This window comes from Pseudomonas sp. FH1 (assembly GCF_000510895.2).
In the GTDB taxonomy this organism is placed as follows: Bacteria; Pseudomonadota; Gammaproteobacteria; order Pseudomonadales; family Pseudomonadaceae; genus Aquipseudomonas; species Aquipseudomonas azotoformans_A.
The window spans coordinates 64,479-86,985 of sequence record NZ_AOHM01000006.1 but is presented as its reverse complement, the minus strand read 5'-3'; the positions used below and the strand labels follow the sequence as shown (position 1 = coordinate 86,985).

Genomic DNA, 22,507 nt, shown 5'->3' with positions numbered 1-22,507 from the left:
GGGTCAGTGCAGGCATGCATAGGTGTGAGGCGGCTATACCAAGGTATTAGCGGCCCAACACATCGGCGAGACAGGCCATCAGTTGGGCGCAGGAAAACGGCTTGGGAAAGAACGCAATCGGCGGTGGCAATGCCGGGTCGATGCTGGGCGGCGGGCCGGGGTAGCCGGTGATGAAAATCACCGGCAGTGAGACGCCATCGGCATGCAGGGTTTCGTAGAGCTGGATGCCGGTGAGGCCAGGCATCTGGATGTCGCTGATCAGGCAGGCGGTGGTGCGGGGGGCATCCGAGTCGAGGAAGGCTTCGGCATTCGCATAGAGCCGGACGCTGTAGCCGTTGGAGCGCAGCAACCCATCCAGTGCCAGGCGAACGGACTCATCATCATCGACGATGGCAATTATCTTCGTGTCGGACATTTCGTTACCTGGAGGCTATCGGGCTGCACATGGAAGCAACCCGCCATCACCCCACGATACGCCGTCCACACCGGCAACATACTATACGTGCGTATACCCAGACTGTTGCTTGACCGGGATGCCGAGGGCCTGGGCCATACGTACCAGATCAGCGAAAGAGCGGGCGAGCATCTTGCGCATCGCCTGGCCGCGATGGATCTTCACGGTGATTTCACTCAGGCCGATCTCGCCGGCAATCTGCTTGTTCATCAGGCCGGAAACCGCCAGCGCCATCACCGTTTGCTCGCGGGGGGTGAGGGTGGCGTAGCGGCTGCGCAACGCATCATCATCACGCTCGGCCTCACGCCGCGCCTTGTCCTTGGCGTGGGCGGCGCACACCGCGTCGATCAGGTCCTGCTCGCGGAACGGCTTGGCCAGGAAGTCCACGGCACCGGCTTTCATCGCGCGCACGGTCATGGCGATGTCGCCGTGGCCGGTCATGAACACGATGGGCAGATTGATCCGCGTCGCCACCAATTCATTCTGAAAATCCAGGCCGCTGGTGCCTTGCAGGCGTACGTCGAGCACCAGGCAACTGGGCAGGTCGGGGCGTGGAAAGTGCATGAACTCGGCCGCCGAACCAAACAGCTGGACCTGCAGGCCCACCGAGCGCAACAGGCTGCCGAGGGATTCGCGCAGCGGGCGATCATCATCGACGATATACACCCAGGGTTCCTGGCTGATCACGCGGTTCATCGGGTGAAGGTCGTTCATGGGGTCTTCTTGGCCAACAGTGGCAGTGAGCAGGTGAATGCGGTGCCCTCGCCGGGCGTGCTGGCGGCCCAGAGGCGGCCGCCGTGGAAGTCGATGATCGAACGGCAGATCGACAGGCCCATGCCCAGGCCGTCGGGCTTGGTGGTGAAGAAGGGTTGGAACAAAGTGGGCAGGTCCTTGGGGTCAATGCCGATGCCCTGGTCGGCCACTTCAAGCAGGACTTTGTCGCCGTCTACCCAGGTGCGCACCCGCAGTAGGCGCTGGCGCGGGGCGACGGTTTCCATGGCGTGGCAGGCATTGATGATCAAGTTGATCAACACCTGTTGCAGCTGCACGCGGTCGGCGTTGATCTGTGCGTCGAGCACGCCCAGTTCCACGCGGCTGCGCACTTTATGGCGCGACAGTTCGTGCTGCACCAGGCCCAGGGTTTCGTTGACGATGGCGTCCAGCGACTCGGGTTTGCGTAGCGGGTCGCACTTGCGTGACAGCGCGCGAATGCGGCTGATCACCTCACTGGCGCGGCAGGCGCTGGAGACGATGCGGTCCAGAGACTGGCGGGCTTCATTGAGGTCGGGTTCGACGCGGTCGAGCCAGCGCCGACAGGCTTCGCCACTGCTGGTGATGGCGGTCAGCGGCTGGTTCACTTCATGGGCAATCGAGGCGGCCAATTCACCCAGGGAGGTGATGCGGGTGACGTGGGCCAGTTGGCTCTGCGCATGGAACAACGCCTCTTCGGCGAGCTTGTCGGCGGTGACGTCCTTCACCGCGCCCAGGTATTCGAAATGCCCACGGGTCTCGACGGGGCTGGCGATCATATGGATATGCTTGATGCGCCCGTCTGGCATCAGCAGGCGGTGCTTGACCTCGATCAGCGGCTCGCGGTTCAGGGCCTTGGCGAAGACCTCGCGGGCCAGGTGACGGTCGTCGGGATGGGTGCGCTCCAGCACCATTGCTGCCGTGGGCGTCTGTTGGTGTGGGTATTCGAAGATCCGCGCCAATTCCTCGGACCACGACATGGCATCGCTGTCGCCACGAAAACTCACGCTGCCGGTCTGGCTCAAGCGCTGGGCGCCCACTAGGTAGGCCTCGTTGTGCCGCAGGCTGTCCGCTGCGTACTTGCTGCGCAGGGCAAGAAAAGTGATGGCGGAGAGTGCCGTGAGGCAGCGGAAGAACCCGGTGATCGATTCCCAGCGCTCATAGTTGCCGTTGTAGAGAAACAGCGCAGTGAGCAGCGCGATGGAAAACAGCGCGACGCCAATCACCACATTGATCGAAAACAGGTTGGCCGCCATCAACAGCAGCGTGATGTACAGCAGCGTCGGCGCCCAGTCGGTATGGGTTTCGGAATTGATCACGAAGATGCCGCAGGCCACGACCAGCCCGACCACCCAGCCCAGGGCGTTGATCGCCGGGGTCGGGCTGATGCCGAACGCGGCGCGTGCGTGGGTCTGTCGGGGGGTGAATACCAGCCGGTCCCAGAGGCCGGTCAACCACGACTGTTCGCGGCGCGCGCTCGCGGGAACGGTAATTTTCATGGCGTTCGGGCACTCCATTGGTGTTATCGAGGGTGGAGCAGGGGTCACTCACTTTAAAAGCATCCGTTCTCACCGAGTAGGACACAAAACCCTGAAATCCTGCCAAGCCCTATACCCAGGTATGAGCGCGCTGACCCCAGGTAGGAGAGACGCCCGGCCCGAGCCGCCATAACCTGAGGCCTCTCACTCCTCTCCAAGGCCCTGCGGCCGGGTGGCTAACATGATGAACAGAAATGACCTGCGTCGTGCTGACATCAATCTGCTGGTGGTGTTCGAGTCGATGATGCATGAGCGCAATGTCAGCCGGGTCGGCGAGAAATTGTTCCTCGGCCAGCCGACCATCAGCAGTGCCCTTGGCCGCTTGCGGTTGATGTTCGATGACCCGCTGTTCATTCGCGCTGGGCGGCTGATGCAACCCACGTCCCGTGCCGAGGAAATCTTCAGCAATCTCGGCCCGGCGCTGGACAGCATTGCGGCGGCGCTGAGTCGCTGCCAGGCGTTCAACCCGGCGACCAGCGAGGCCACTTTTCATATCGGCCTGTCCGACGACGTGGAATACGCCTTGCTGCCCAGCCTGTTGCGGCGCCTGCGTATCGAGGCACCCAACATGACCCTGGTGGTGCGCCGCGCCGATCACTGGCAGATGTCGCAACTGCTCACCAGTGGTGAGATCTCCCTGGGCATCAGCCACACCCAGGAACTGCCGGCCAATGCACGCCGCAAAAGCCTGCGGCCGATGCGCCCGATGCTGCTGCGCGCCGATCACCGGCCAGGGGAAGTGGGACTGGACGAGTTCTGCCAGCGGCCCCACGCGGTCGTGTCGTCCATGGGCAATGTGATCGATGACTCCGACCGCGCGCTGGGCCTGATCGGGCGCCAGCGCAAAGTGGTGCTTACTGTGCCGCAGTTCAGCGCGTTACCGGTGCTGCTCGCCGACAGCGACATGCTCGCCATCGTGCCCGACTATGTGGCGCACGCCATGGCCGGAGTCGGTGGGCTTCGCGCGCAGTGTGCGCCGCTGGAGCTGCCCGAACAGGAACTGGCGCTGGTGTGGCGCGGCACCACCCATAACGATCCGGGAGAGCGCTGGTTGCGGTCGCGCTGCAGCGTGTTCCTGGGCGAGCCGGTGGTGCTCGCGGTGGCCAGTTGATGAACCTCTCTACTCATCCCTTGCTGCTCGGCGGCGTGCTGATCCTGCTGGACCTGGTGTTGTGGCAAGGCCTTGGCCCGGCGCGACGTACCTTGCGCAGCGGGTTGCGCGTGCTGGTGTTCGCGCTGTTTTGCTGGGTCATGGTGGCGGCCGGCATCAGCCCCTTGCAGCCACCGCCTTGGCCGGAAGACGCGGTGCTCAACCTGATGGCGACCGTGCTGGGCATCGGCTGGTGGTTGTTCGCCGCACGCACCCTGACCGTGATCCTCGGCCACGGCCTCACCACTCGTGTGGGGCAGAGCGCGCGCTTGCTGCATGACGTGCTGGGGGCGGTGATCTTCCTGGTCGCCATCGTCGGCGCAGCGGCCTATGTGCTGCAACTGCCGGTCAAGGGCCTGTTGGCGACCTCGGGCGCCATGGCGATCATCCTCGGCCTGGCGCTGCAAAGCACGTTGAGCGACGTGTTCAGCGGCATCGTGATCAACACCACCAAGCCCTATCAGATCGATGATTGGGTCAGCATCGATGGGGTTGAGGGCAAGGTGCTGGACATCGATTGGCGTTCTACTCATTTGCAGACGGAAGCGGGCAGCACCGCTGTGGTGCCCAATTCCCTGGCGGCCAAGGCCAAGATCCTCAACCACAGCCGGCCGGGCGGGGCGCATGGCGTCAGCGTCAGCCTGGCGGTGCCCAGCGGCATCGCGCCTCGCCTGGCACTGGAGGCCTTGGAAAAAGCCTTGCAGGGTACTCACGCCTTGCTGCCGGGGCCCAAAGTCTCGATCAAGAGCTCGCAACTGGAATTCAACGAATACGAACTCAAGGGCTTCGTCGCCTCACGCTCGGCCCGCAGCGGCGTGCGCAACCTGATGTTTGACCTGGCCCATCGACACCTTGAAGCGGCTGGGCTGACCTGGGGTGAAGGCTCCAACACCAAGGCTTGGAGCCGCCAGCGGCAATTGCTGGAGGAAGTCCGGGTGATGCGTGCCCTCAGCCTTGAGGAACGCGACCGCCTGGCCGAGGCCATGGCCCCCGTGGACTTCCAGGCCAATCAGGTGCTGTTGGCCTTCGATGAAGTCGCCGATAGCCTGATGATCATCGCCACGGGCGTGGTGTCGGTAGCCATCCATGATGGTGACCGTGTGGTCGAAGCCGGTCGCATGGGCCCCGGCGAAGTGATGGGTGAGGAGGGCATCTTGGCGGACGGGCGTTCCCGTGGGCAATTTCGCAGCCTCACCAGCGGGCGGTTGTTCCGCATCGAAAAATCACTGCTGGGCGCGCAGTTGCAGCACAGCAGTGATTTGTTGATGGCATTGGATCGGTTGCAGCATCAGCGCGAAGACATCCGGGAGGCGGTGGTGCTGAAGAAACCTGCGCCGGTCAAGAAAACTGGTTTGCTGCGGTGGCTCCAGAAACACTGAGCCCACTGTGGCGAGCACGGTTCTAGTGGCGAGCGGGCTTGCCCCGCGTTGGGGCGCGAAGCGGCCCTAAAAACCAGGCGCCTCGGTTTATCTGAACCAATGCGGTGATCTTATTGGGGCTGCTTCGCAGCCCAACGCGGGGCAAGCCCGCTCGCCACGACAGCGCGCCCATCAGAACAAGCCCGTTCTGCCGAAAAAATCATGGGCGCATCAGCGGGAAAACCGCTCCCGATACTCCCGTGGCGAAATCGTCAGGTGACGGTGAAAGGTATACCGCATGCGCTCCTCATCGCCGAACCCACACAGCCGGGCGATCTGGTCGATATTGCGGTCGGAATCCTCCAGCAGGCGGCGCGCCGCTTCCATGCGGAACAACTCGATGGCCTTGGCCGGTGTGCGCCCGGTGCGTTGCTTGTAGACCCGCGCAAAGTTGCGCGGGCTCATCTGCGCCTGGTGCGCCAGACGCTCCACGGACAGGTCCGAGTCCTGCAAATTGTCGGCAACCCACAAGTGCAGTTCATCGAAACCCGCGCTGTCATCGGTCTGTGCCTGCAACAGTTGGCTGAACTGCGCCTGCCCGCCGGGGCGTTTGAGAAACACCACCAGCTCGCGGGCCACCTGCAACGCCACATCGCGGCCGCAGTCGATCTCGACCAAGGCCAATGCCAGGTCGATCCCGGCCGTCACGCCGGCCGAGGTCCACACATTGTCCTGTTGGATGAAGATCGCGTCCATGTCCACCACGATGGCCGGGAAGCCGTGCTTGAGCATGTCGCACATGGCCCAGTGGGTGGCGGCGCGGCGGCCGTCGAGCAAGCCGGCCATGGCCAGCAGGAAGGTGCCGCTGCACACCGAGGCGGTGCGCCCGGCGCTGGCCGAGGCGATGCGCAGCCATTCGACCAGTTCTGTATTGGCCGCCATCGCCTGTTGAATGGCCGGGGCGCCAGGCACGATCAGGGTGTCGATGGGCGTGTCAGCCAATTGCCCGAGTTCCACCGTGTCTACGCTCAAGCCTTCGGCGGTCTGCATCAAGCCTCCAGCCAGGCTGGCGGTGTGCATCACGTAACCCGGCAAGCCGCGTTCGGCCATGGCCTTGGTGGCGGCCCAGAACACGGTCTGGGCACCGGTCAGGTCGAGCAGGCCCATTTGCTGATAGGCCAGGAACACCAGGGTACGCGGTTGAACGAGTGGGGCGATGGCGGTCATGGAAGACAATTTCCCGGGGCGAGGGCAGGGTCGCCCTTTGTACCACCTAACCGGATTCCCCTGCTCAGTCCGTTAAGGCTTCCAGGTCTGCACATCCTTGGCATCCACTGCCTTGGGCAGCAGTCCTGCCTTGAAGAACGCATCGGCGATTTTCTGCTGCTCGCCCAGTTGGTCGAGCGTTACCGGTTGCACTTGGTAGCTGCGGTGCGCATTGGCCGCTTCAACGGTAGCCACATCCAGGTTGCCCCACAGCGGGCCGAGTATCTTGGCCGCATCCTGCGGGTTGGTTTTCACCCACTGGCCGGCTTTTTCCAACTGCTCATACACCACCTTCAACACCTCAGGATGCGCCTTGGCGTAAGGCGTGCCGGTCAGGTAGTAACGCTTGTAACTGGCCAAGCCGGCGCCGTCGGCCAGGGTGCGCGTCGGCAGTTGGCGCTGCACGCTGGTGAGGAAAGGTTCCCAGGTGACCCAGGCGTCCACCTTGTTGTTCTCGAACGCCGCCCGACCATCGGCGGGTGTCAGGTAAGCCGGTGTGATATCCGAAAATTCCAGGCCCGCCTTGGCCAATGCCGCGATCAGCAAATAGTGGGTGCCCGCCGCCTTGGTCACGGCGATTTTCTTGCCTTTGAGGTCCGCCAGTTGCTGGATCGGCGAGTCCTTGCGCACCACGATGGCCTGGGCTGAAGGCGAGGGTGCTTCCTGGGCGAAGTAGGTGAGTTTGGCCTGGGCGGCCAGGGCGAAGATCGGTACGGTGTCGGCCACGTCGGCACTGATGTCGACGTTGCCCACGTTGAGCGCTTCGAGCAGTGGCAGGCCGCTGGGGAACTCATGCCAGCTCACATCGATATTGTCGGCCTTGAGGGCTTTTTCCAGGGTGCCCTGGGTTTTCAGCAAAGTAATCAGGGTCGAGGACTTCTGGTAGCCGATGCGCACGGTTTCCTGGGCCTCGGCGCTCACGGCGACAGAAAAGGCCAGCAAACCGAGTACTGCGGCGAGGGGACGACGTAAGGACATGGCGAGCTCGATCTTCAACGAAATAGCGTCGAGCTTAAAGTTCTAAAAACCATTCGTTAAATACTCTTTCGATCTTAGCTTAGGGCACTTTTCCCTGGAACCGACGAATTGGGCATAACCATAGAATTATAAGATTCTTTCATAATTTCTCGTCGTTAATATAATCGAATGAGTTTTTCTGCCAGGCCTTACGCGGTTTTTTGGCATATGCAGCTCCTTCTATTTCTCTCACGCCAAGGCCTTCCATGACGTTCAAGAAACTTATCGTTGCCGCCAGTCTGCTGTTTGCCGCGGCGGCGGCCCAAGCCGAGCAAACCCTGGACATCAGCTACCAGCGTTCTTCCACCTTGTGGATCCTGCTCAAGCAAAATGGCCAGTTGGAACAGCGCCTCAAACCGCTGGGTTTCACCGTGAACTGGCATGAATTCAGCACCGGTTTGCTCAGTTCCTTGAACGCCGGCAGCGTCGACCTGCATGCCGATGTGGCCGATGCCTTTGCACTGTTCACCCAGGCCGCCGACGCGCCGTTGACCTACTACGCCCAGGAAAACTCCTCGCCCGGTGCCCAGGCGATCATCGTGCAGGACACATCGTCGATCCACAGCATCGCCGACCTCAAGGGCAAGACCGTCGCCGTGTCCAAGGGCTCGGGCAGCAACTATCTGCTGATCTCGGCCCTGAAAAAAGCCGGCCTGACCCTGGCCGATATCACCCCCCGTTATCTGGAAGCCCCAGACGGCGGTGCCGCCTTCGCCAATGGCAGCGTGGACGCGTGGGTGATCTGGGACCCGTTCCTCGCCACCCAGCAACTGGACCATCACGTACGTGTGATTGCCGACGGCAGGGACGGCCTGGCCGACTACAACCGCTTCTACCTGGCTACGACGAAATTCGCCAAGGCTCATCCGGACGTGTTGCAGGTGACCTTCGACACCCTGCGCGAGACCGGCCAATGGGTGAAGGCCCACCCCAAGGAAGCTGCCGAAATCCTCGGCCCGCTGTGGGGCAACATCGCCCCGGCTACGGTGGAGCGCGCCAATAGCCGCCGCAGCTACGACATCATCCCGGTCAAGCTGGACAACCTCGCCGAGCAACAGCGCATCGCCGACACCTACTACGCCGCCAAGCTGATTCCCAAGCCGTTGAAGGTCAGCGCAATCACTGTGTGGACGCCAAAACCATGAGCCGCCAGATCCATTTATCCGCGTTCCTGTTGAGTGGGCCGGTGGTGCACAGTCACGCGGTGTGGCGCCATCCGGAAACCGTCGGCAATTACCTCGACCCCGAGTACTACGCACGGGTGGCCAAGGTGGTGGAGGAGGGGTTGTTCGACTTCCTGTTCTTCGCCGATCGCCTGGCCGTGGGCGACCAGATGGGCGGTTCCCGCGAGTTCGCCCTGCGCTACGGCGCCCAGGACGCCACGCGGCTGGACCCGTTGCCGATCCTCTCTTACCTGGTCGGCAAGACCTCCAAGCTGGGGCTCGGTGCGACCCGTTCCACCACCTACTACGAACCGGCGCACATCGCCCGTGAATTCGCCACCCTCGACCATCTGTCCAAGGGCCGTGCGGCGTGGAATATCGTCACCTCGATGAACGACAGCGAAGGGCGCCTGTTCGGCAAGGACAAGCACCTGGAACACGACCTGCGTTATGACCGCGCCGATGAGTTTGTCGAAGTGGCGCTCAAACTCTGGAACAGCTGGGGCAAGGACGCATTGAAGCTGGATCGCGAAAGTGGCGTGCTGGCGGACCCCGCGTTGATCCGTTCGGTGCAGCATCAGGGCGAGTGGTTCCGGGTTGAAGGCCCGCTGAATATTCCGCGCACGCCCCAGGGCCGGCCGGTGCTGATCCAGGCCGGTTCGTCCGGTCGGGGCCGGCGCTTCGGTGCGCGGTGGGCCGAGGCGATTTTCACCATTCACCCGCATTTGGTGGCGATGCGTGCGTTTCGCGATGACGTGCGTGCGCAGGTGGTGCAGCAAGGCCGTGAGGCTGACAGCTGCAAGGTGCTGACGGCGGTGATGCCGTTCATTGGGGGCAGCGAGGCCGAGGCCCGGGCCAAGCGCGACAAGCACAACGCTTTGGCGCGGCCTGAGTTGGGGCTGGTGACATTGGCTTCACAGTTGAATGTGGACCTGTCGCCATTCCCGCTTTCGGCGACGCTGGCTGAGATCGCCCAGTCGCCGCTGATCCACCCGGCTGCCGCCGAGAAGCTGTTGATGCAGGGCCCGGACACCACCCTGGAACAACTCGGGCGCATCTTCGCCAGCAGCGTGCGCGTGCCGCAGCTGGTGGGCACGGGGGCACAGGTAGCCGATCAATTGGCCGAGCTGTTTGAGCAGGGTGGATGCGATGGGTTTGTGATTTCACCGGGGTACCTGCCGGGCTCGTTCACCGAGTTTGTCGAGAGCGTGATTCCGCATTTGCAGCGCAAGGGATTGTTTCGCACGGCGTACGAAGGGGCGACGTTGCGCGAGCATTTGGGATTGGCTGATCTCAACAACAGAATTGATAAAAAGGATATTTCGCATGGCTGATTTCGATCATTTAACCCGTCGCCGCCTGCTCGGCCTGGCCGGTATCACCCTGGCCAGCCTGTCGCTGCCACGCCTGGGGTTCACCGCTGACGAACACGCTGGCCATAACACTTCACAGGAACCCCCCGGCACCGGTGAGTTCATCCGCCTCGACGCGCCACGCAAGTTGAAACTGGCAGTCAACCTCAACGCCGTGTGCCTGGCACCCGTAGTAATCGCCCACGGCCAGGGCTTTTTTACCAAGCACAATCTGGACGTGGAGTTGGTCAACTTCGGCAACTCCACCGAGGTGCTGCTGGAGGCCATCGCCACCGGTAAAGCCGACGCGGGTGTGGGCATGGCGCTGCGTTGGCTCAAGGCCCTGGAGCAGGGTTTTGACGTAAAACTCACGGCGGGCACCCATGGTGGTTGCCTGCGTTTGCTCAGTGCGGCGAATGGCGGCGTGACCAAGCTGGAAGACCTCAAGGGCAAGGCCATCGGCGTGACCGACATGGCCAGCCCGGACCGCAATTTCTTCTCGATCCTGCTGAAAAAACACGGCGTGGACCCGGTGCGCGACGTGGAGTGGCGCCTGTACCCGGCCGACCTGCTCGGCACGGCCCTGGAGCGCGGCGAAGTGCAGGCGGTGAGTGGCAGTGACCCGTTCATGTATCGCCTGATCAAATCCGGCGTGGCCCGTGAACTGTCCACCAACCTGGTGGAGGAATACGCCAACCTCAGCTGCTGCGTGGTCGGCGTCACCGGCAAATTGGTACGCGAAGACAAACGCGTGGTTGCGGCGCTGACCCAAGCGATTCTGGAAGCCCACGACTATTCCGTGCAGCACCCCGAAGAAGTCGCCAAAGGCTTCCAGGCCCATGCGTTGAATACGTCGGTAGAGGAAGTGCAGGCGATCCTCCACGACCATACCCACGGCCATCACGCGGTGGGCGCGGCGCTGACCCAGGAAATCCTCACCTACGTGACCGACCTGAAAACCGTCGAAGTGATCAGCAAGAGCACCGACCCGGTGGAGTTTGCCAAGGAGATCACCGCCGATGTCTTCAGCTGATGCAACAACTCTGGCGCCAGCCCTGGTCTACAAAATCGGGTGGCAGGATGTGGCAGTGGTCGGGGCCTGGTTGGCTGTCGCGTTGCTGATCAGCTACTGGCCCAACGCGACGCGCAACTGGCCGATGACCCAGGGCCTGGCCAATCTGTGTGTGGGCATCGCAGCGCTGTTCATCGTATTGAGCCTGCTGGGGCGCAAGCTATCGAAGCTGGGCCTGCGTCTGCGCAACGCGGGTCCCTGGCTGATTGCCCTGCCGGTGCTGCTGGGTATCTGGGAATTGCTCACCGCCAAATTGGCGTTGTTGCCGGTGCCGTTTTTTGCGCCGCCCCAGGCCTTGCTGGCGGTGTATATCGAAGACTACGCACGCCTGGCCGACAGTCTGTTGCACTCGGCGTTGCTGCTGGGTTCGGGCGTGGCGCTGGGGGCTATCACCGGGTTCATTGCGGGCGTGGCGATCGGGTGGTCCACGCGCATTGGCTACTGGCTGCACCCGGTACTGCGCATCCTCGGCCCGGTGCCGTCGACGGCGTTGTTGCCGCTGTGCTTTTTCCTGTTTCCGAGCAGTTGGAGCGCCAGCGTATTCCTGATCGCCCTGGCCACCTGGTTTCCGGTCACGGTGCTCACCTGGTCGGGCGTGGCGAGCGTGGATAAAGCCTATTACGACGTGGCCCGCACCCTCGGCGCCAAGCAAGGTTTCCTGATTTTCAAGGTGGCGATTCCCGCTGCCTTGCCGCATGTATTTGTCGGCCTGTTCATGGGCCTGGGCGCCTCGTTTTCGACCTTGGTGGTGGCGGAGATGATGGGCGTCAAATCCGGCATCGGCTGGTACCTGCAATGGGCACAGGGCTGGGCCGCCTACGCGAATATGTACGCCGCCTTGCTGATCATGGCACTCGCCTGTTCGGGGTTGATCACCGGGTTGTTCCTGGTGCGTGACCGGTTATTGGCCTGGCAGAAAGGATCGATGAAATGGTAGCCCTGGCACACGCAGTATCGGCGTCGGAAGGTTTGGCGCTACGTATAGAAAACCTCAGCCATGGCTTTGCCCTGGACGGCCAGCATCTGCCGGTGCTGGAGCGGGTTTCGCTGGACGTGGCACCCGGCGAGTTCGTGGCCTTGCTCGGGCCTTCGGGGTGCGGCAAGTCGACCTTGCTGCGCCTGGTGGCCGGCCTGGAACCGGCGGACTCCGGCCGCTTGCTGGCAGACGGTGACGCCATCACCGGCCCGGACCCGAGCCGTGTGGTGGTGTTCCAGGACCCGACGCTCTACCCATGGCGCCGGGTGTGGGACAACGTCGCCGTCGGCCTGGAAGCCCAGGGCCTGCTCAAGAGCCATTCGGCCAAGGTCGATGAAGCTTTGGAGAAAGTCGGCCTTAGCCAGTTCGCGCGCGCGTATCCACGGCAGTTGTCCGGTGGCATGGCGCAACGGGTCGCCTTGGCTCGCGCACTGGTCAATCAACCGCGCCTGCTGATCCTGGATGAGCCTTTAGGCAAGCTCGACTCACTGACCCGCATCACCATGCAAAAAGAGCTGATCGACCTGTGGCAACGCCAGGGCTACACGGCGCTGCTGGTGACCCATGATGTGGAAGAAGCCTTGCTGCTGGCCAACCGGGTGATCGTGTTCAGCGACCGTCCGGCGAAAATCCAGGCGCAGTTGACCATCGAACGGCCGTATCCTCGGCACCGAGATGATCCATATCTGGTGGACTTGCGGCGGCAGATCCTGGGCTTGTTGGGGCTGGGCGAAAACTGGTAACGCGCCGGCTCAGTTGAGCGCAATCGTCGCCGGCGCAAGGGCGTTCAAGGCCCCGGCACGGTCTGCCAGGTAACGCGCCGGCGGCTGGCCCATCGTCTTGCGGAACATGGTGATAAAGCCGCTGGCGTTCTCATAGCCCAAGTCCAGGGCCACGCGCTGCACACTCTCACCTTTGGCCAGCCGTTGCAGTGACAAGATCACATGCAACTGCCGGCGCCAGCGGCCAAAACTCAGCCCCAGTTCCTCCAGCAACAGGCGCGTCATGCTGCGCTCGCTCATGCCGATGCGCACGGCCCATTGACCGAGCGTGGCCTTGTCCGCCGGTTCGGCCAGCAGGCTATCGGCCAGTCGGCGCAACCGTGGGTCTTGTGGCATCGGCAAGTGCAAGGCTTCGACAGGTGCAGCGGCCAACTCATCCAGCAAGGTGTTGATCAAGCGGCCCTGGGCGCCGCTTTCGTCGTAGAGCAGCGGGAAACTCACCGCCTTGCTGATCAGCTCATGCAACAGCCCTGACACGGCCAGGGTGCAGCATTGCGGGGCCAGGGCGCAGGCGGCGTCGGGATCGATCAACAGGCAATAGACTTCCGCTTCGCCAGACCCGCGTGCCGCATGGGACGTACCGCCGGGAATCCACAGTGCGCATTGCGGTGGCACGATCCAGATACCCGCCTCGATCTCGCAATGGATGACCCCGCGCAGGGTGTACAGCAACTGGCCCTTGCGGTGCGCGTGTTGCGCATGCTCCCAGGTGTCAGACGTGCTGGTGGCGCCCACGGCCACCACCGCGCGGGGGAATAGATCTGCATCCTTGACCATCGAGCGGTCATGCATTTCAAGGCGATGGTGTTTCATACGGGATCGCAGGTTGGCTGAATTGCGAAACAGTCTGGCTATTCTGTGCAATGCCGTCCAGTGGGTGGATCGTTAAAGTGAGAGCCATTCTCAACAAGGAGCTCTGCCATGCGACTCGACAGCACAACATTCCCGGTGGTGAAAATCGTTTTCGACGCGCCCAACGAGGGCGGGCAGGAGGATGCCTTCCTGGTCTTCGAAAACCTGCTGGCCCGCCAGCAACCCTTCCTGCTGCTGCATGAAAAATCCGTGGACGAAAACAACCACGAACACTCCCACGAAGAGCGCAAGCAAGCCTCGATCTGGATGAAGAAAAACAAGCAGGCGCTGCGCACCTACGTCCGAGGCATGATCCAGGTGGAACCCAGCGCTGCACAGCGCCTGGCGCTCAAACCGTTTGCCGTGATGTTCGGCAAGGCCTGGGGCTATCCGCTGCTGGTGGTGGAATCCAAGGACCAGGCCTGGGCGCTGGCGCGGGATGTGCTGGATGAGCGGGTGTCGGATGTGGCGCACTTTTGAACGCCCGCAAGGTCGTGCTGTGACAAGGAGGTTCCCGCTCGCCACAGGGGGCGGGCGGGGGAGGCTGCACGTTCTGTAGTACGCCACCTGACCTGGGTGTTTCAGGTATCCTCCGCGCCTCGTTTTCCACCGATTCAAAGACAAATGACCGGACAAGACATGCAGGCGATGCTCTCCTCGATCCTCGACGAAGTGCGCCCCCTGATCGGCCTCGGCAAGGTTGCCGACTACATCCCCGCGCTGGCCGACGTGCCGGCCAACCAACTGGGCATCGCCGTTTACGGCAACGATGGCACAGCCTACTGCGCCGGGGACGCCGACACCTTGTTCTCGGTACAGAGCATTTCCAAGGTGTTCAGCCTGGTGCAAGCCATCGACCACGGCGGTGAAACCATCTGGGAGCGCCTGGGGCATGAGCCTTCCGGACAGCCATTTAACTCCATGGTGCAGCTGGAATTCGAGCGCGGCCGCCCGCGTAACCCGTTCATCAATGCCGGTGCGCTGGTGATCTGCGACATCAACCAGTCGCGCTTTGCCGTGCCGATCTTATCGATGCGCGACTTTGTGCGGCGCCTGTCGGGTAACCCGCAAATCTTGGTCAATAGCATCGTCGCCGAGTCCGAAGCGCAACACGGTGCGCGTAACGCGGCCATGGCCTATCTGATGAAATCGTTCGGCAACTTCCACAATGACGTGGACGCGGTGCTGCACAGCTACTTCAACTACTGCGCGTTGCAGATGAGCTGCCTGGACTTGGCCCGCGCATTCAGCTTCCTCGCCAACGAGGGCATAAGCGCCCACAGCGGCGAGCAGATTTTGACGGCGCGCCAGACCAAGCAGGTCAACTCGATCATGGCCACCAGCGGGCTGTATGACGAGGCGGGCAATTTTGCCTATCGCGTCGGGTTGCCCGGCAAGAGCGGGGTAGGCGGCGGGATTGTCGCAGTGGTGCCGGGGCAGTTCACAGTGTGCGTGTGGTCGCCGGAGTTGAACGCGGCGGGGAATTCGCTGGCGGGGATGAAGGCGTTGGAGTTGTTGAGTGAGCGGATTGGGTGGTCGGTGTTTTGAGAGATCGAATGGGAAGAGCGTAAACACCGGGTCGCACGGTGGGAGTGAGGACACGGGACACACATTGAGGTGAAGTCGGGTCTGCGTTCGACGCTAGAGGTGATCTATGCTAACCGCCATTGATCCGCCCCCGTCCTGAGTCGGAGACCAGCATGTCACGTAAAAAAGTTAAGCCACAGATCACCGAAGCGCAGATTCTTGCTCAAGAATCGAGTATTCCCTCTATTGCAGCCAAGGCATTCAGAGATGCCTACGAGGTTGCCCTTTCCAAGGGCGAATCTGTGCTTGTGGTCCGTGCCGGCCAACTGGTGAAAGTCTCAAATACAGAAACGCTGGTTATCCGCCCCGTGGAAACCTACGGCACTCTCAAGGCGGGTACCCGCTTGAAAACCAAGAAGTCTCTCTTGGATCGACGGTCCACCCAGGCGCAGATTCAAGCTTGAGCACCACCCCCAGGGACCGGATGTTCGCCGGACCGAACGGGAGTGGAAAGAGCACGTTCAACTCGAAAGTTCCGGCTCATTTGTTGGTGAACTACATCAACCCTGATGCAATTGAGTTGAGCATCCGCGAAACGGGAGTGTTTGAACTCGCTGCGTTTGGCCTTGATCAACATGCCAGGCGGGCACTTCTGTTCTTACGCGATCATACGCTACTTTTGAATTTTCCCGACTCTCTCGCCAAGCTGGAAGGGTTAGTCGTGGGCGGCGATCAAATCGCTTTTCCCTCAAGGCAGGTGGACTCCTATATAGCCTCTGCGTTGTCTGACTTTATTCGAGTTTCTTTGATTGAAGAACGGGTGAGTTTTACCTTTGAAACCGTCATGTCAGATAGCAGCAAGATAGAGTTGCTCCGGCAGGCGAAAGCAGCGGGGTATCGGGTATACGTCTACTACGTTGCTACTGCAGATGCCGATATCAACGTTGCGCGGGTTGCGTACAGGGCATCCATCGGGGGGCATGATGTTCCCGCCGACAAAATTCGCTCTCGTTACAAGCGCTCGCTGGAGAATCTCTCCGAGGCTGTTTTGCTTTCAAACAGAGCTTATATCTTTGATAACTCGCAAGACGGTGAGCCTAGTTTCGCTCAGCTGGCGGAAATTACCGAAGGTGAGGATATCGATATCGTTTCGGACACGCAGCCCGCCTGGTTTAAGCAATACGTGATCGATAAGTTGACGTAGAAGGTGAGACGCCTTTTTTACATAACATGCTCATACAACTATGCCTTTCGCGGTTGTACCAACAAGTCGATCATTAAATAGATTGCACCAGCTGTAATTGCGATATCAGCAATATTGAACACGCCAGTGTGCGTCGGCCCAACATTCAGCACCATGTAGTCAACCACATGCCCGTCGCGAAACACGCGGTCAATCAGGTTGGCGATACCGCCCAACGCAATCGCGTACAGCGGCAAGACTTTACGCAGCGGTTGGCTCCAGTTGGAAAGTGACCACCCCATCGCCCATGCCACCACGACCGCCACACCCACGATAAAGATCAGCTGTTTGACCTGCGACGGTAGCGCCGCGCCCAGGCTCAGGAAGGCGCCTGGGTTCAGGCTCAGTTCCAGCGCGAGGTTGAGGGGGCTGGCACCGAATTTGAAGCTGTTGGCTTGCAGTGAAACCAGGGCCAGTAGTTTGACGAGCTGGTCTATGGCAACAAAGGCGATGCCTGCGAAGAGGGCAAAGGTGCGGCTTCGCAGTAGGGACGACGTGCTCAAGCGGTGACTTCCTGTTCCGGGTCGATCGATAAGGCGTCCGAAGATAGCTCAGGCGCCTTATATCGTCTACGTTGATTCGGCAAGCTCTCTCGCCACCGGGGGGGGCTCAGGGGCGATCAAGTGTCTGTGTTCCGCCCCTTGGGCCGTCTCTTCGGCACCGGCAAAATCATGCTGGTCTCTCCCTGATACTGCCGATATCTATCACTAAACAACACCACTAGGTCCTTCTCTTCAAAGTAGGCACCGATAAAGAGATAGACCGTCAGGCCCATCGAAAACAGTAAATGCCCGACCGTCATGTCAGGCGTAGCCCAGAAGGCAATCAAGAACCCCAGGTACAGCGGGTGGCGAACGATCTTGTACAGCAGCGGCGTTCTGAATGTCGGCGTGTGCGGTGCCGTGTCGCGCCAACGATCAAAGGCTTGCTTGAGGCCGAACAGTTCGAAGTGGCTGATCAACAATGTTGCCAGCAAGACGATGCCCCAGCCCAGCCAGAACAACCCCGCCAACAAGGCCCTTGCCCAGGCGGCGTCAACGCTCCACACCGTGTGCGGCATAGGTTGCCAAAGCCAAAACATCAACATGAGTACCCAACTGCTGATCAACACATAGGTGGAGCGTTCAACCGCCGGAGGAATGAAAGCGGCCAGCCTGTTCTTGAAGTTTTTACGCGCCATGATGCTGTGTTGCATGCCGAACAGGATGACCAGCAAACCGTTGATCAATGTTGCCAATGACCGATGGATGAAGGGTCCATCGTTGATGGTTTTTGGCACCTTGAAGCCACCCAGAAAACCTATCAGGTATAAAAAGGTGGCCAGGAAAACCAAGTAGCAGACCAGGCTGTATGCCAGCCCGGCCAGCCGCGCCGGGAGGCTGTTCGGGTTCTTTTGCGGGTTCATGGACGATTCCTTTCGCGCATGGTGAATAGGTAGGCCAGTCGAAGTGTAAACTCGACTGGCTAAAGCTAGCAGCCATTGCGTGATCGGCAACCTGTGAAAAATGACAGTGGTATAGATTGTTTGGCGATGGATCTCAGCTGATATGCAACCGATCCAACAAGCTGTACCACGCCACCCCCGCCCCGATATAAAACCGCTGTAACCCATGCATCGGCAAGCGCTGCAACGGCGTCACCGGGTAGGCAAACTCTGCCTTGCGGTCACACAACCGCCCCGCCAGTTGCTGCCCCAGGCTGGTACACAGCGCAATCCCCCGACCATTACAACCCAGCGCCAATGTCAGCCCCGGCGCCGGTTCGTGGACATGGGGCATGAAGTCCCGTGTGATCGCGATTCGCCCAGCCCAGCGGTATTCGAATTCCAATGGCCCCAACTGCGGAAACAGCAGCGCCAACGAACGCTCCAGGTGAGCAAAGTCCGTGGGCGATGTTGGGTCGTTGAACAGCCCGCGTCCGCCCATCAGCAAGCGGCCATGGCTGTCTTTGCGAAAGTACAGCAGCAGCCTTTGTGCGGTAGAGACGGTTTCCTTGCCCGGCAAAATGCTCTCGGCTGCATGCCCCGTCAGAGGCTTGGTCGCGACAATAAAACTGTTCGCCGCGAGGATGCTTTGCGCCATGCCCGGCCACAGGTTACCGCTGTAGCCGTTGGTGGCGAGCACCACTTTCTCGGCGCTCACTTGCGCACCCGTTGCCGTCGTCAATTGCCAGCCCGAACCTTGGCGCTGCAACCCCGTCACCGCACTCTGCCCATGAATCCTTACACCCGCCGCCAACGCTGCGCCCACCAACCCACGGGCATATGCCAACGGCTGAATCGCCCCGGCGCGGCCGTCCAGCCAGCCACCGGCAAACGCGTCACTGCCCATGCGTGAAGCCACCGCCGTTGCATCCAGGCGATGTACCGGCACACCCCGCCGGGCCCACTGATCTGCTCGCGCATGCAACCCGGCGACGCCTTTTTCGGTGTACGACACCTGCATCCAGCCCTTGCGTACCGGCGCGCAATCGATGCCGTGTTTTTCGATCAGCTTGAACACCAGGTCCGCCGAGTTCGACACGGTTGAGATCAACGGCTCGGCGCGTTCCGGTCCATACATCTGCACCAGTTGTTCCGGGTCATATTTGAGGGTGGGGTTGACCTGCCCACCGTTGCGCCCCGACGCACCCCAACCCGGCTCATTGGCTTCCAACACGCAGACGCTCACGCCGCGCTCGGCCAAATGCAGCGCCGTGGACAAGCCGGTATAGCCCGCACCGACAATCGCCACATCGACCTTCACCGATTCACTCAACGCAGGCGTCGGCACCACCGACGGTGCGGTCGCGGACCACAATGATTTCATGACAGGCTCCGCGTATCGCCAGTGGGATGCAGCACACGGCGCAGGAAGTCCTGGGTGCGTGGATGCTGCGGATTGCCCAGCACCTGTTCCGCCGCACCGCTTTCGACGATGTAGCCGCCATGCAGGAAGCACACGCGGTCGGCCACTTCGCGGGCAAAGCCCATTTCATGGGTGACCACGATCATGGTCATGCCTTCATCCGCCAGGGTGCGCATCACTGCCAGCACATCGCCCACCAGTTCCGGGTCGAGGGCCGAGGTAGGTTCGTCGAAAAGCATCGCTTCGGGTTTCATCGCCAGGGCGCGGGCGATGGCCACGCGTTGTTGCTGGCCACCGGAGAGTTGCTCCGGGTAGGCGTCGGCCTTGGCACTCAAGCCGACCTTTTCCAGCAACACCAGGGCTTCCTCGCGGGCCTGTTGCGCAGATTCGCCTTTGACATACACCGGGCCTTCCATGACGTTTTCCAGCACGGTGCGATGGGGGAACAGGTTGAAGCGCTGGAACACCATGCCCATGCGGCTGCGCAGGGCGTGCACGGTCTTGCTGCCGCGTTGTACGGTTTGGCCGAACACGGTGATGACGCCGCCGTCATAAGCTTCCAGCGCATTGATGCAGCGCAGCAAGGTGGACTTGCCTGAACCCGAAGGGCCGATCAGGCACACCACTTCTCCCTTGGCCACGTCCAAGTCGACGCCGTGCAGGACGCGATGGCTGCCGTAATGTTTTTGCAGTTGGCGTATCTCGATCATGCTTTTTTCCTCCGGCCCAAGTGCTGTTCCATACGACGCAGGCCATACACCAGCGGCAGGCTCATCAGCAGGTAGAGCAGGGCGACCAGGGTGTAGACGGTCATGTTCTGGAAGGTGGACGAGGCGATGAGTTGGCCCTGGCGGGTCATCTCGGCCACGGTAATAGTCGATACCAGCGACGAGTCCTTGAGCATCATCACCAGGGTGTTGCCGTAGGGCGGCAGGGCGATACGAAACGCTTGCGGCAGGATCACCCGGCGCATCATCAGTGCCGAGCGCATGCCCAAGGCTTCGGCGGCCTCGCGCTGGCCCTGTTCGACGGCAATGATGCCGGTGCGGAAGTTCTCGGCCTGGTACGCCGAGTAGGCGATGCCCATGCCGATCACGCCCGCGTAGAACGCGGTGAGGTGCACGCCCATGTCCGGCAGCACAAAGTAGATATAGAACAGCTGCACAATGATCGGCAGGCCACGGATCACGTTGATGATGGTGCTGGCCGCCCACGACAGCGCGCGGATCGGCGACAGCTTGAGCAGCGCCAGCACCAGGCCGATCGCGCTGCTGAGCAGGAACGACAGCACGGTAATCTGGACCGTCACCCAGGCGCCTTGCAGCAGGATCGGCAAGAAGTCCTGGGCGTTTTGCAGGAACTCAGCCGGGTTCATGGGCGCACCTGGGTATCAAGTCCCCACTTCTTGAGGATGCTGTCGAGGGTGCCGTCAGCCTTGATACTGGCGATGGCGGTGTTCAGGCGTTCGAGGGTTTGCGCGTCGCCCTTGCGCACCACCAGGCACACTTCGCCGACATTGGTGGGCTTGTAGTCCGGGGCGAGTTTCACGCCTTTGAACAGCTTCTGGCGGATCTGGTAGGCCACCACCGGCTGGTCGCCCACGGCGGCCTTGATGCGGCCCAGGGACAGGTCGCGGACCATCTCGCCGATGGAATCGTAGGTGCGGATTTCCTTGAAGATGCCGAGCTTGTTCAGTTGGTCATAGAAGACGGTGCCGGCCTGTACGCCGACCACCTGGTCCTTGAGTGGCATGAGGTCGGGGTAGGCGGTGTTGTCGTCGGCATTGACGATCAGGCCTTCACCGTAGGCATATACCGGCGCGCTGAAGTCGACCACCTTGGTGCGCTCTTCGGTCTTGAGCATGCCGGCGGAAATGAAGTCCAGCTTGCCCGAGGTGAGCGACGGAATCAGCGCGGCAAAGTTGGTCTGTTCGATCTGGCTGGTGAAACCGCCGGCCTTGCCCACGGCCTCAGCCACATCCACCATCACGCCCTGGATGCTGTTGCTCTTGATGTCAAGAAAGGTAAACGGCGAGCCACTGGCGGTTGCACCGACTTTGTACAAGGACGCACTGTCTGCGTGCGCGGCGCTGACACAAACGGCGGCGCACAGACCGAAGGCAAGGCGGCGAAACAAGGGCGAAAGACTGTTCATCGGGTTACTCCAGAAGGAAAACGGATCGTCAGTACCGCGAGCGGTTATTGATGAAATCGCAAGCTCTGTGCCATTTCGATTGATAAAAATCGATATACGTTATTAAAAGTCGACAAAATGAACTGTTCGTATCGATATGCGATATTTAATGGTCTATTTTTGTGATTTGAGGTAGAAATATCGCCACACCTGATCGACCTGACCGCGAGTCCGCCATGTCCGAAGAACGCAACAGTCTGCACAACCAATCCCTGGAAAAAGGCCTGTCGGTGCTCAAGGCATTCAGTGCACAGCGCCGTAGCATGAGCCTTGCAGAGGTGGCCGAGGCCGCCGGCATGACCAAAAGCTCGGCCCAGCGCATGGTGTTTACCCTGGAAAGCCTGGGTTACCTTCGGAAACACTCCCGCACACGGCATTACCAACTCACACCCCGGGTGCTGGAGTTGGGCTTCAGTTATCTGGATGCGCATTCGTTGATCGAGGTGGCCAACCCGTTTCTGTCGGAGCTGACGCGGTTGACCGGCGAAACGTCATGCCTCACCGAGCCTGCGGGCTACGACATGACCTATATCGCGCGGTTCGTCAGCTCAGGGTTCGTGCCGGTGCATATGCCGATCGGTTCGCGGGTGCCGATGTATTGCACGGCGTCGGGGCGCGCGTATTTGAGCGCGTTGCCGCAGGAGGAGGCGTTGGTGTTGATCGAGAACAGCCAGCGCATTGCCCACACCAGCCAGACGCTGACTGACATCGAGCAGATTCTGAAGTCGTTGCAACAGGTGCGCGAGCAGGGCTACGCGGTGAATGGCCAGGAGCTGTTCCTGGGTGATATGACCATCGGCGCGCCGGTGTTGGGTGCCAATGGCCGGCCGGTGGCAGCGGTGCATGTGGTGGCGCCGACCAGTCGGTGGAGCAGGGCGGATGCGGAGAAGCAGTTGGCGCCGGCGTTGTTGCAGTGTTCGCGAGCATTGAGTAACTCAGCGCGGAATCTGGGGTGATGGCCGGTGTTT

At 61.3% G+C, this 22,507-nt stretch carries 24 protein-coding genes; 12 read left to right on the top strand and 12 right to left on the bottom strand.

Features of this window, described 5'->3' with window-relative positions; all coding sequences use genetic code 11:
• Window positions 1–46 precede the first annotated feature (46 nt).
• The 3 genes from H096_RS03100 to H096_RS03090 form a co-directional block, all read right to left on the bottom strand.
• Window positions 47–415, bottom strand: a complete 369-nt coding sequence (locus H096_RS03100; protein WP_033896742.1) for a response regulator — start codon at window positions 413–415, stop codon at window positions 47–49.
• Between the two features lie 81 nt (window positions 416–496).
• Entirely contained in the window at window positions 497–1,168 is a 672-nt protein-coding gene (locus tag H096_RS03095; RefSeq protein WP_033896740.1) for a response regulator transcription factor, read from the bottom strand.
• Window positions 1,165–2,703, bottom strand: a complete 1,539-nt coding sequence (locus H096_RS03090) for a PAS domain-containing sensor histidine kinase (protein WP_082461377.1) — start codon at window positions 2,701–2,703, stop codon at window positions 1,165–1,167. Before H096_RS03090 ends, H096_RS03095 begins: the two co-directional genes overlap by 4 nt.
• A 220-nt stretch (window positions 2,704–2,923) precedes the next feature.
• Here H096_RS03090 and H096_RS03085 point away from each other — a divergent pair, with 220 nt between their 5' ends.
• Both H096_RS03085 and H096_RS03080 read left to right on the top strand, forming a co-directional pair.
• Window positions 2,924–3,853 carry a LysR family transcriptional regulator gene (locus tag H096_RS03085; RefSeq protein WP_033896739.1) on the top strand — a complete coding sequence of 310 codons (930 nt, stop codon included), beginning with the start codon at window positions 2,924–2,926 and terminating at the stop codon, window positions 3,851–3,853.
• A complete protein-coding gene (locus tag H096_RS03080) occupies window positions 3,853–5,271 on the top strand; it encodes a mechanosensitive ion channel family protein (protein WP_033896738.1) in 1,419 nt (472 codons plus the stop codon). Before H096_RS03085 ends, H096_RS03080 begins: the two co-directional genes overlap by 1 nt.
• A 210-nt stretch (window positions 5,272–5,481) precedes the next feature.
• Here the strand turns inward: H096_RS03080 and H096_RS03075 are convergent, their stop codons facing one another.
• Window positions 5,482–6,477: a helix-turn-helix domain-containing protein gene (locus H096_RS03075; protein WP_033896736.1), complete on the bottom strand. Its 996-nt coding sequence runs from the start codon at window positions 6,475–6,477 to the stop codon at window positions 5,482–5,484.
• A 72-nt stretch (window positions 6,478–6,549) separates the two neighbouring features.
• Window positions 6,550–7,494 (bottom strand): aliphatic sulfonate ABC transporter substrate-binding protein, encoded by a 945-nt coding sequence (locus tag H096_RS03070; RefSeq protein ID WP_033896735.1) that lies wholly within the window; start codon window positions 7,492–7,494, stop codon window positions 6,550–6,552.
• 245 nt (window positions 7,495–7,739) lie between these two features.
• Between H096_RS03070 and H096_RS03065 the strand changes: the two genes are divergently transcribed.
• Genes H096_RS03065 through H096_RS03045 form a run of 5 tightly spaced genes read left to right on the top strand, consistent with a single transcriptional unit; the run spans window position 7,740 to window position 12,839 of the window.
• Window positions 7,740–8,678: an aliphatic sulfonate ABC transporter substrate-binding protein gene (locus H096_RS03065; protein ID WP_033896734.1), complete on the top strand. Its 939-nt coding sequence runs from the start codon at window positions 7,740–7,742 to the stop codon at window positions 8,676–8,678.
• The gene (locus H096_RS03060; protein WP_033896733.1) at window positions 8,675–10,030 is read left to right on the top strand and encodes an LLM class flavin-dependent oxidoreductase; all 1,356 of its coding nucleotides are present in this window, start codon (window positions 8,675–8,677) and stop codon (window positions 10,028–10,030) included. The genes H096_RS03065 and H096_RS03060 overlap by 4 nt, the downstream gene beginning before the upstream one ends.
• On the top strand, window positions 10,023–11,081 hold the full coding sequence (locus H096_RS03055) for an ABC transporter substrate-binding protein (protein ID WP_033896731.1): 1,059 nt from the start codon (window positions 10,023–10,025) through the stop codon (window positions 11,079–11,081). Before H096_RS03060 ends, H096_RS03055 begins: the two co-directional genes overlap by 8 nt.
• A complete protein-coding gene (locus tag H096_RS03050; protein WP_033896729.1) occupies window positions 11,068–12,057 on the top strand; it encodes an ABC transporter permease subunit in 990 nt (329 codons plus the stop codon). Before H096_RS03055 ends, H096_RS03050 begins: the two co-directional genes overlap by 14 nt.
• On the top strand, window positions 12,051–12,839 hold the full coding sequence (locus H096_RS03045; protein WP_033896728.1) for an ABC transporter ATP-binding protein: 789 nt from the start codon (window positions 12,051–12,053) through the stop codon (window positions 12,837–12,839). Before H096_RS03050 ends, H096_RS03045 begins: the two co-directional genes overlap by 7 nt.
• A gap of 9 nt (window positions 12,840–12,848) precedes the next feature.
• Here the strand turns inward: H096_RS03045 and H096_RS03040 are convergent, their stop codons facing one another.
• Window positions 12,849–13,691 carry a helix-turn-helix transcriptional regulator gene (locus tag H096_RS03040; protein WP_033896727.1) on the bottom strand — a complete coding sequence of 281 codons (843 nt, stop codon included), beginning with the start codon at window positions 13,689–13,691 and terminating at the stop codon, window positions 12,849–12,851.
• A gap of 108 nt (window positions 13,692–13,799) precedes the next feature.
• Here H096_RS03040 and H096_RS03035 point away from each other — a divergent pair, with 108 nt between their 5' ends.
• From H096_RS03035 to H096_RS03020, 4 genes are all read left to right on the top strand, one after another.
• The gene (locus H096_RS03035) at window positions 13,800–14,210 is read left to right on the top strand and encodes a hypothetical protein (RefSeq protein WP_033896726.1); all 411 of its coding nucleotides are present in this window, start codon (window positions 13,800–13,802) and stop codon (window positions 14,208–14,210) included.
• Window positions 14,211–14,369: 159 nt separating this feature from the next.
• Entirely contained in the window at window positions 14,370–15,278 is a 909-nt protein-coding gene (glsB, locus tag H096_RS03030) for a glutaminase B (protein ID WP_033896725.1), read from the top strand.
• A gap of 152 nt (window positions 15,279–15,430) precedes the next feature.
• A complete protein-coding gene (locus tag H096_RS03025; RefSeq protein WP_028616556.1) occupies window positions 15,431–15,721 on the top strand; it encodes a hypothetical protein in 291 nt (96 codons plus the stop codon).
• Complete coding sequence (locus H096_RS03020) at window positions 15,718–16,461, top strand: zeta toxin family protein (protein ID WP_237142504.1); 744 nt, start codon at window positions 15,718–15,720, stop codon at window positions 16,459–16,461. The genes H096_RS03025 and H096_RS03020 overlap by 4 nt, the downstream gene beginning before the upstream one ends.
• A 38-nt stretch (window positions 16,462–16,499) precedes the next feature.
• On the opposite strand, the gene H096_RS03015 is transcribed toward H096_RS03020, so the two are convergent.
• The 6 genes from H096_RS03015 to H096_RS02990 all read right to left on the bottom strand — a co-directional run bounded on the left by H096_RS03015 (window position 16,500) and on the right by H096_RS02990 (window position 21,500).
• Window positions 16,500–17,003, bottom strand: coding sequence for a signal peptidase II (locus H096_RS03015; RefSeq protein ID WP_033896723.1), 504 nt, complete (start codon window positions 17,001–17,003; stop codon window positions 16,500–16,502).
• A gap of 116 nt (window positions 17,004–17,119) precedes the next feature.
• Window positions 17,120–17,905, bottom strand: coding sequence for a methanethiol S-methyltransferase (gene mddA, locus H096_RS03010; RefSeq protein WP_033896722.1), 786 nt, complete (start codon window positions 17,903–17,905; stop codon window positions 17,120–17,122).
• Between the two features lie 133 nt (window positions 17,906–18,038).
• Window positions 18,039–19,307, bottom strand: a complete 1,269-nt coding sequence (locus H096_RS03005; RefSeq protein ID WP_033896721.1) for an FAD-binding oxidoreductase — start codon at window positions 19,305–19,307, stop codon at window positions 18,039–18,041.
• Complete coding sequence (locus H096_RS03000) at window positions 19,304–20,056, bottom strand: amino acid ABC transporter ATP-binding protein (RefSeq protein ID WP_033896720.1); 753 nt, start codon at window positions 20,054–20,056, stop codon at window positions 19,304–19,306. The genes H096_RS03005 and H096_RS03000 overlap by 4 nt, the downstream gene beginning before the upstream one ends.
• Window positions 20,053–20,721: an amino acid ABC transporter permease gene (locus H096_RS02995; RefSeq protein ID WP_033896719.1), complete on the bottom strand. Its 669-nt coding sequence runs from the start codon at window positions 20,719–20,721 to the stop codon at window positions 20,053–20,055. Before H096_RS02995 ends, H096_RS03000 begins: the two co-directional genes overlap by 4 nt.
• Window positions 20,718–21,500 carry an ABC transporter substrate-binding protein gene (locus tag H096_RS02990; protein ID WP_033896718.1) on the bottom strand — a complete coding sequence of 261 codons (783 nt, stop codon included), beginning with the start codon at window positions 21,498–21,500 and terminating at the stop codon, window positions 20,718–20,720. The genes H096_RS02995 and H096_RS02990 overlap by 4 nt, the downstream gene beginning before the upstream one ends.
• 215 nt (window positions 21,501–21,715) lie before the next feature.
• On the opposite strand from H096_RS02990, the gene H096_RS02985 reads away from it, so the two are divergent.
• Window positions 21,716–22,495 carry an IclR family transcriptional regulator gene (locus tag H096_RS02985; protein ID WP_033896716.1) on the top strand — a complete coding sequence of 260 codons (780 nt, stop codon included), beginning with the start codon at window positions 21,716–21,718 and terminating at the stop codon, window positions 22,493–22,495.
• Window positions 22,496–22,507: the final 12 nt, after the last annotated feature.

Excerpts from the sequence above, each read along its gene's own strand:
- H096_RS03100 (WP_033896742.1), bottom strand. The coding sequence starts at position 415 with ATGTCCGACACGAAGATAATTGCCATCGTCGATGATGATGAGTCCGTT.
- H096_RS03095 (WP_033896740.1), bottom strand. The coding sequence starts at position 1,168 with ATGAACGACCTTCACCCGATGAACCGCGTGATCAGCCAGGAACCCTGG.
- H096_RS03090 (WP_082461377.1), bottom strand. The coding sequence starts at position 2,703 with ATGAAAATTACCGTTCCCGCGAGCGCGCGCCGCGAACAGTCGTGGTTG.
- H096_RS03085 (WP_033896739.1), top strand. The coding sequence starts at position 2,924 with ATGATGAACAGAAATGACCTGCGTCGTGCTGACATCAATCTGCTGGTG.
- H096_RS03080 (WP_033896738.1), top strand. The coding sequence starts at position 3,853 with ATGAACCTCTCTACTCATCCCTTGCTGCTCGGCGGCGTGCTGATCCTG.
- H096_RS03075 (WP_033896736.1), bottom strand. The coding sequence starts at position 6,477 with ATGACCGCCATCGCCCCACTCGTTCAACCGCGTACCCTGGTGTTCCTG.
- H096_RS03070 (WP_033896735.1), bottom strand. The coding sequence starts at position 7,494 with ATGTCCTTACGTCGTCCCCTCGCCGCAGTACTCGGTTTGCTGGCCTTT.
- H096_RS03065 (WP_033896734.1), top strand. The coding sequence starts at position 7,740 with ATGACGTTCAAGAAACTTATCGTTGCCGCCAGTCTGCTGTTTGCCGCG.
- H096_RS03060 (WP_033896733.1), top strand. The coding sequence starts at position 8,675 with ATGAGCCGCCAGATCCATTTATCCGCGTTCCTGTTGAGTGGGCCGGTG.
- H096_RS03055 (WP_033896731.1), top strand. The coding sequence starts at position 10,023 with ATGGCTGATTTCGATCATTTAACCCGTCGCCGCCTGCTCGGCCTGGCC.
- H096_RS03050 (WP_033896729.1), top strand. The coding sequence starts at position 11,068 with ATGTCTTCAGCTGATGCAACAACTCTGGCGCCAGCCCTGGTCTACAAA.
- H096_RS03045 (WP_033896728.1), top strand. The coding sequence starts at position 12,051 with ATGGTAGCCCTGGCACACGCAGTATCGGCGTCGGAAGGTTTGGCGCTA.
- H096_RS03040 (WP_033896727.1), bottom strand. The coding sequence starts at position 13,691 with ATGAAACACCATCGCCTTGAAATGCATGACCGCTCGATGGTCAAGGAT.
- H096_RS03035 (WP_033896726.1), top strand. The coding sequence starts at position 13,800 with ATGCGACTCGACAGCACAACATTCCCGGTGGTGAAAATCGTTTTCGAC.
- glsB (WP_033896725.1), top strand. The coding sequence starts at position 14,370 with ATGCAGGCGATGCTCTCCTCGATCCTCGACGAAGTGCGCCCCCTGATC.
- H096_RS03025 (WP_028616556.1), top strand. The coding sequence starts at position 15,431 with ATGTCACGTAAAAAAGTTAAGCCACAGATCACCGAAGCGCAGATTCTT.
- mddA (WP_033896722.1), bottom strand. The coding sequence starts at position 17,905 with ATGAACCCGCAAAAGAACCCGAACAGCCTCCCGGCGCGGCTGGCCGGG.
- H096_RS03005 (WP_033896721.1), bottom strand. The coding sequence starts at position 19,307 with ATGAAATCATTGTGGTCCGCGACCGCACCGTCGGTGGTGCCGACGCCT.
- H096_RS03000 (WP_033896720.1), bottom strand. The coding sequence starts at position 20,056 with ATGATCGAGATACGCCAACTGCAAAAACATTACGGCAGCCATCGCGTC.
- H096_RS02995 (WP_033896719.1), bottom strand. The coding sequence starts at position 20,721 with ATGAACCCGGCTGAGTTCCTGCAAAACGCCCAGGACTTCTTGCCGATC.
- H096_RS02990 (WP_033896718.1), bottom strand. The coding sequence starts at position 21,500 with ATGAACAGTCTTTCGCCCTTGTTTCGCCGCCTTGCCTTCGGTCTGTGC.
- H096_RS02985 (WP_033896716.1), top strand. The coding sequence starts at position 21,716 with ATGTCCGAAGAACGCAACAGTCTGCACAACCAATCCCTGGAAAAAGGC.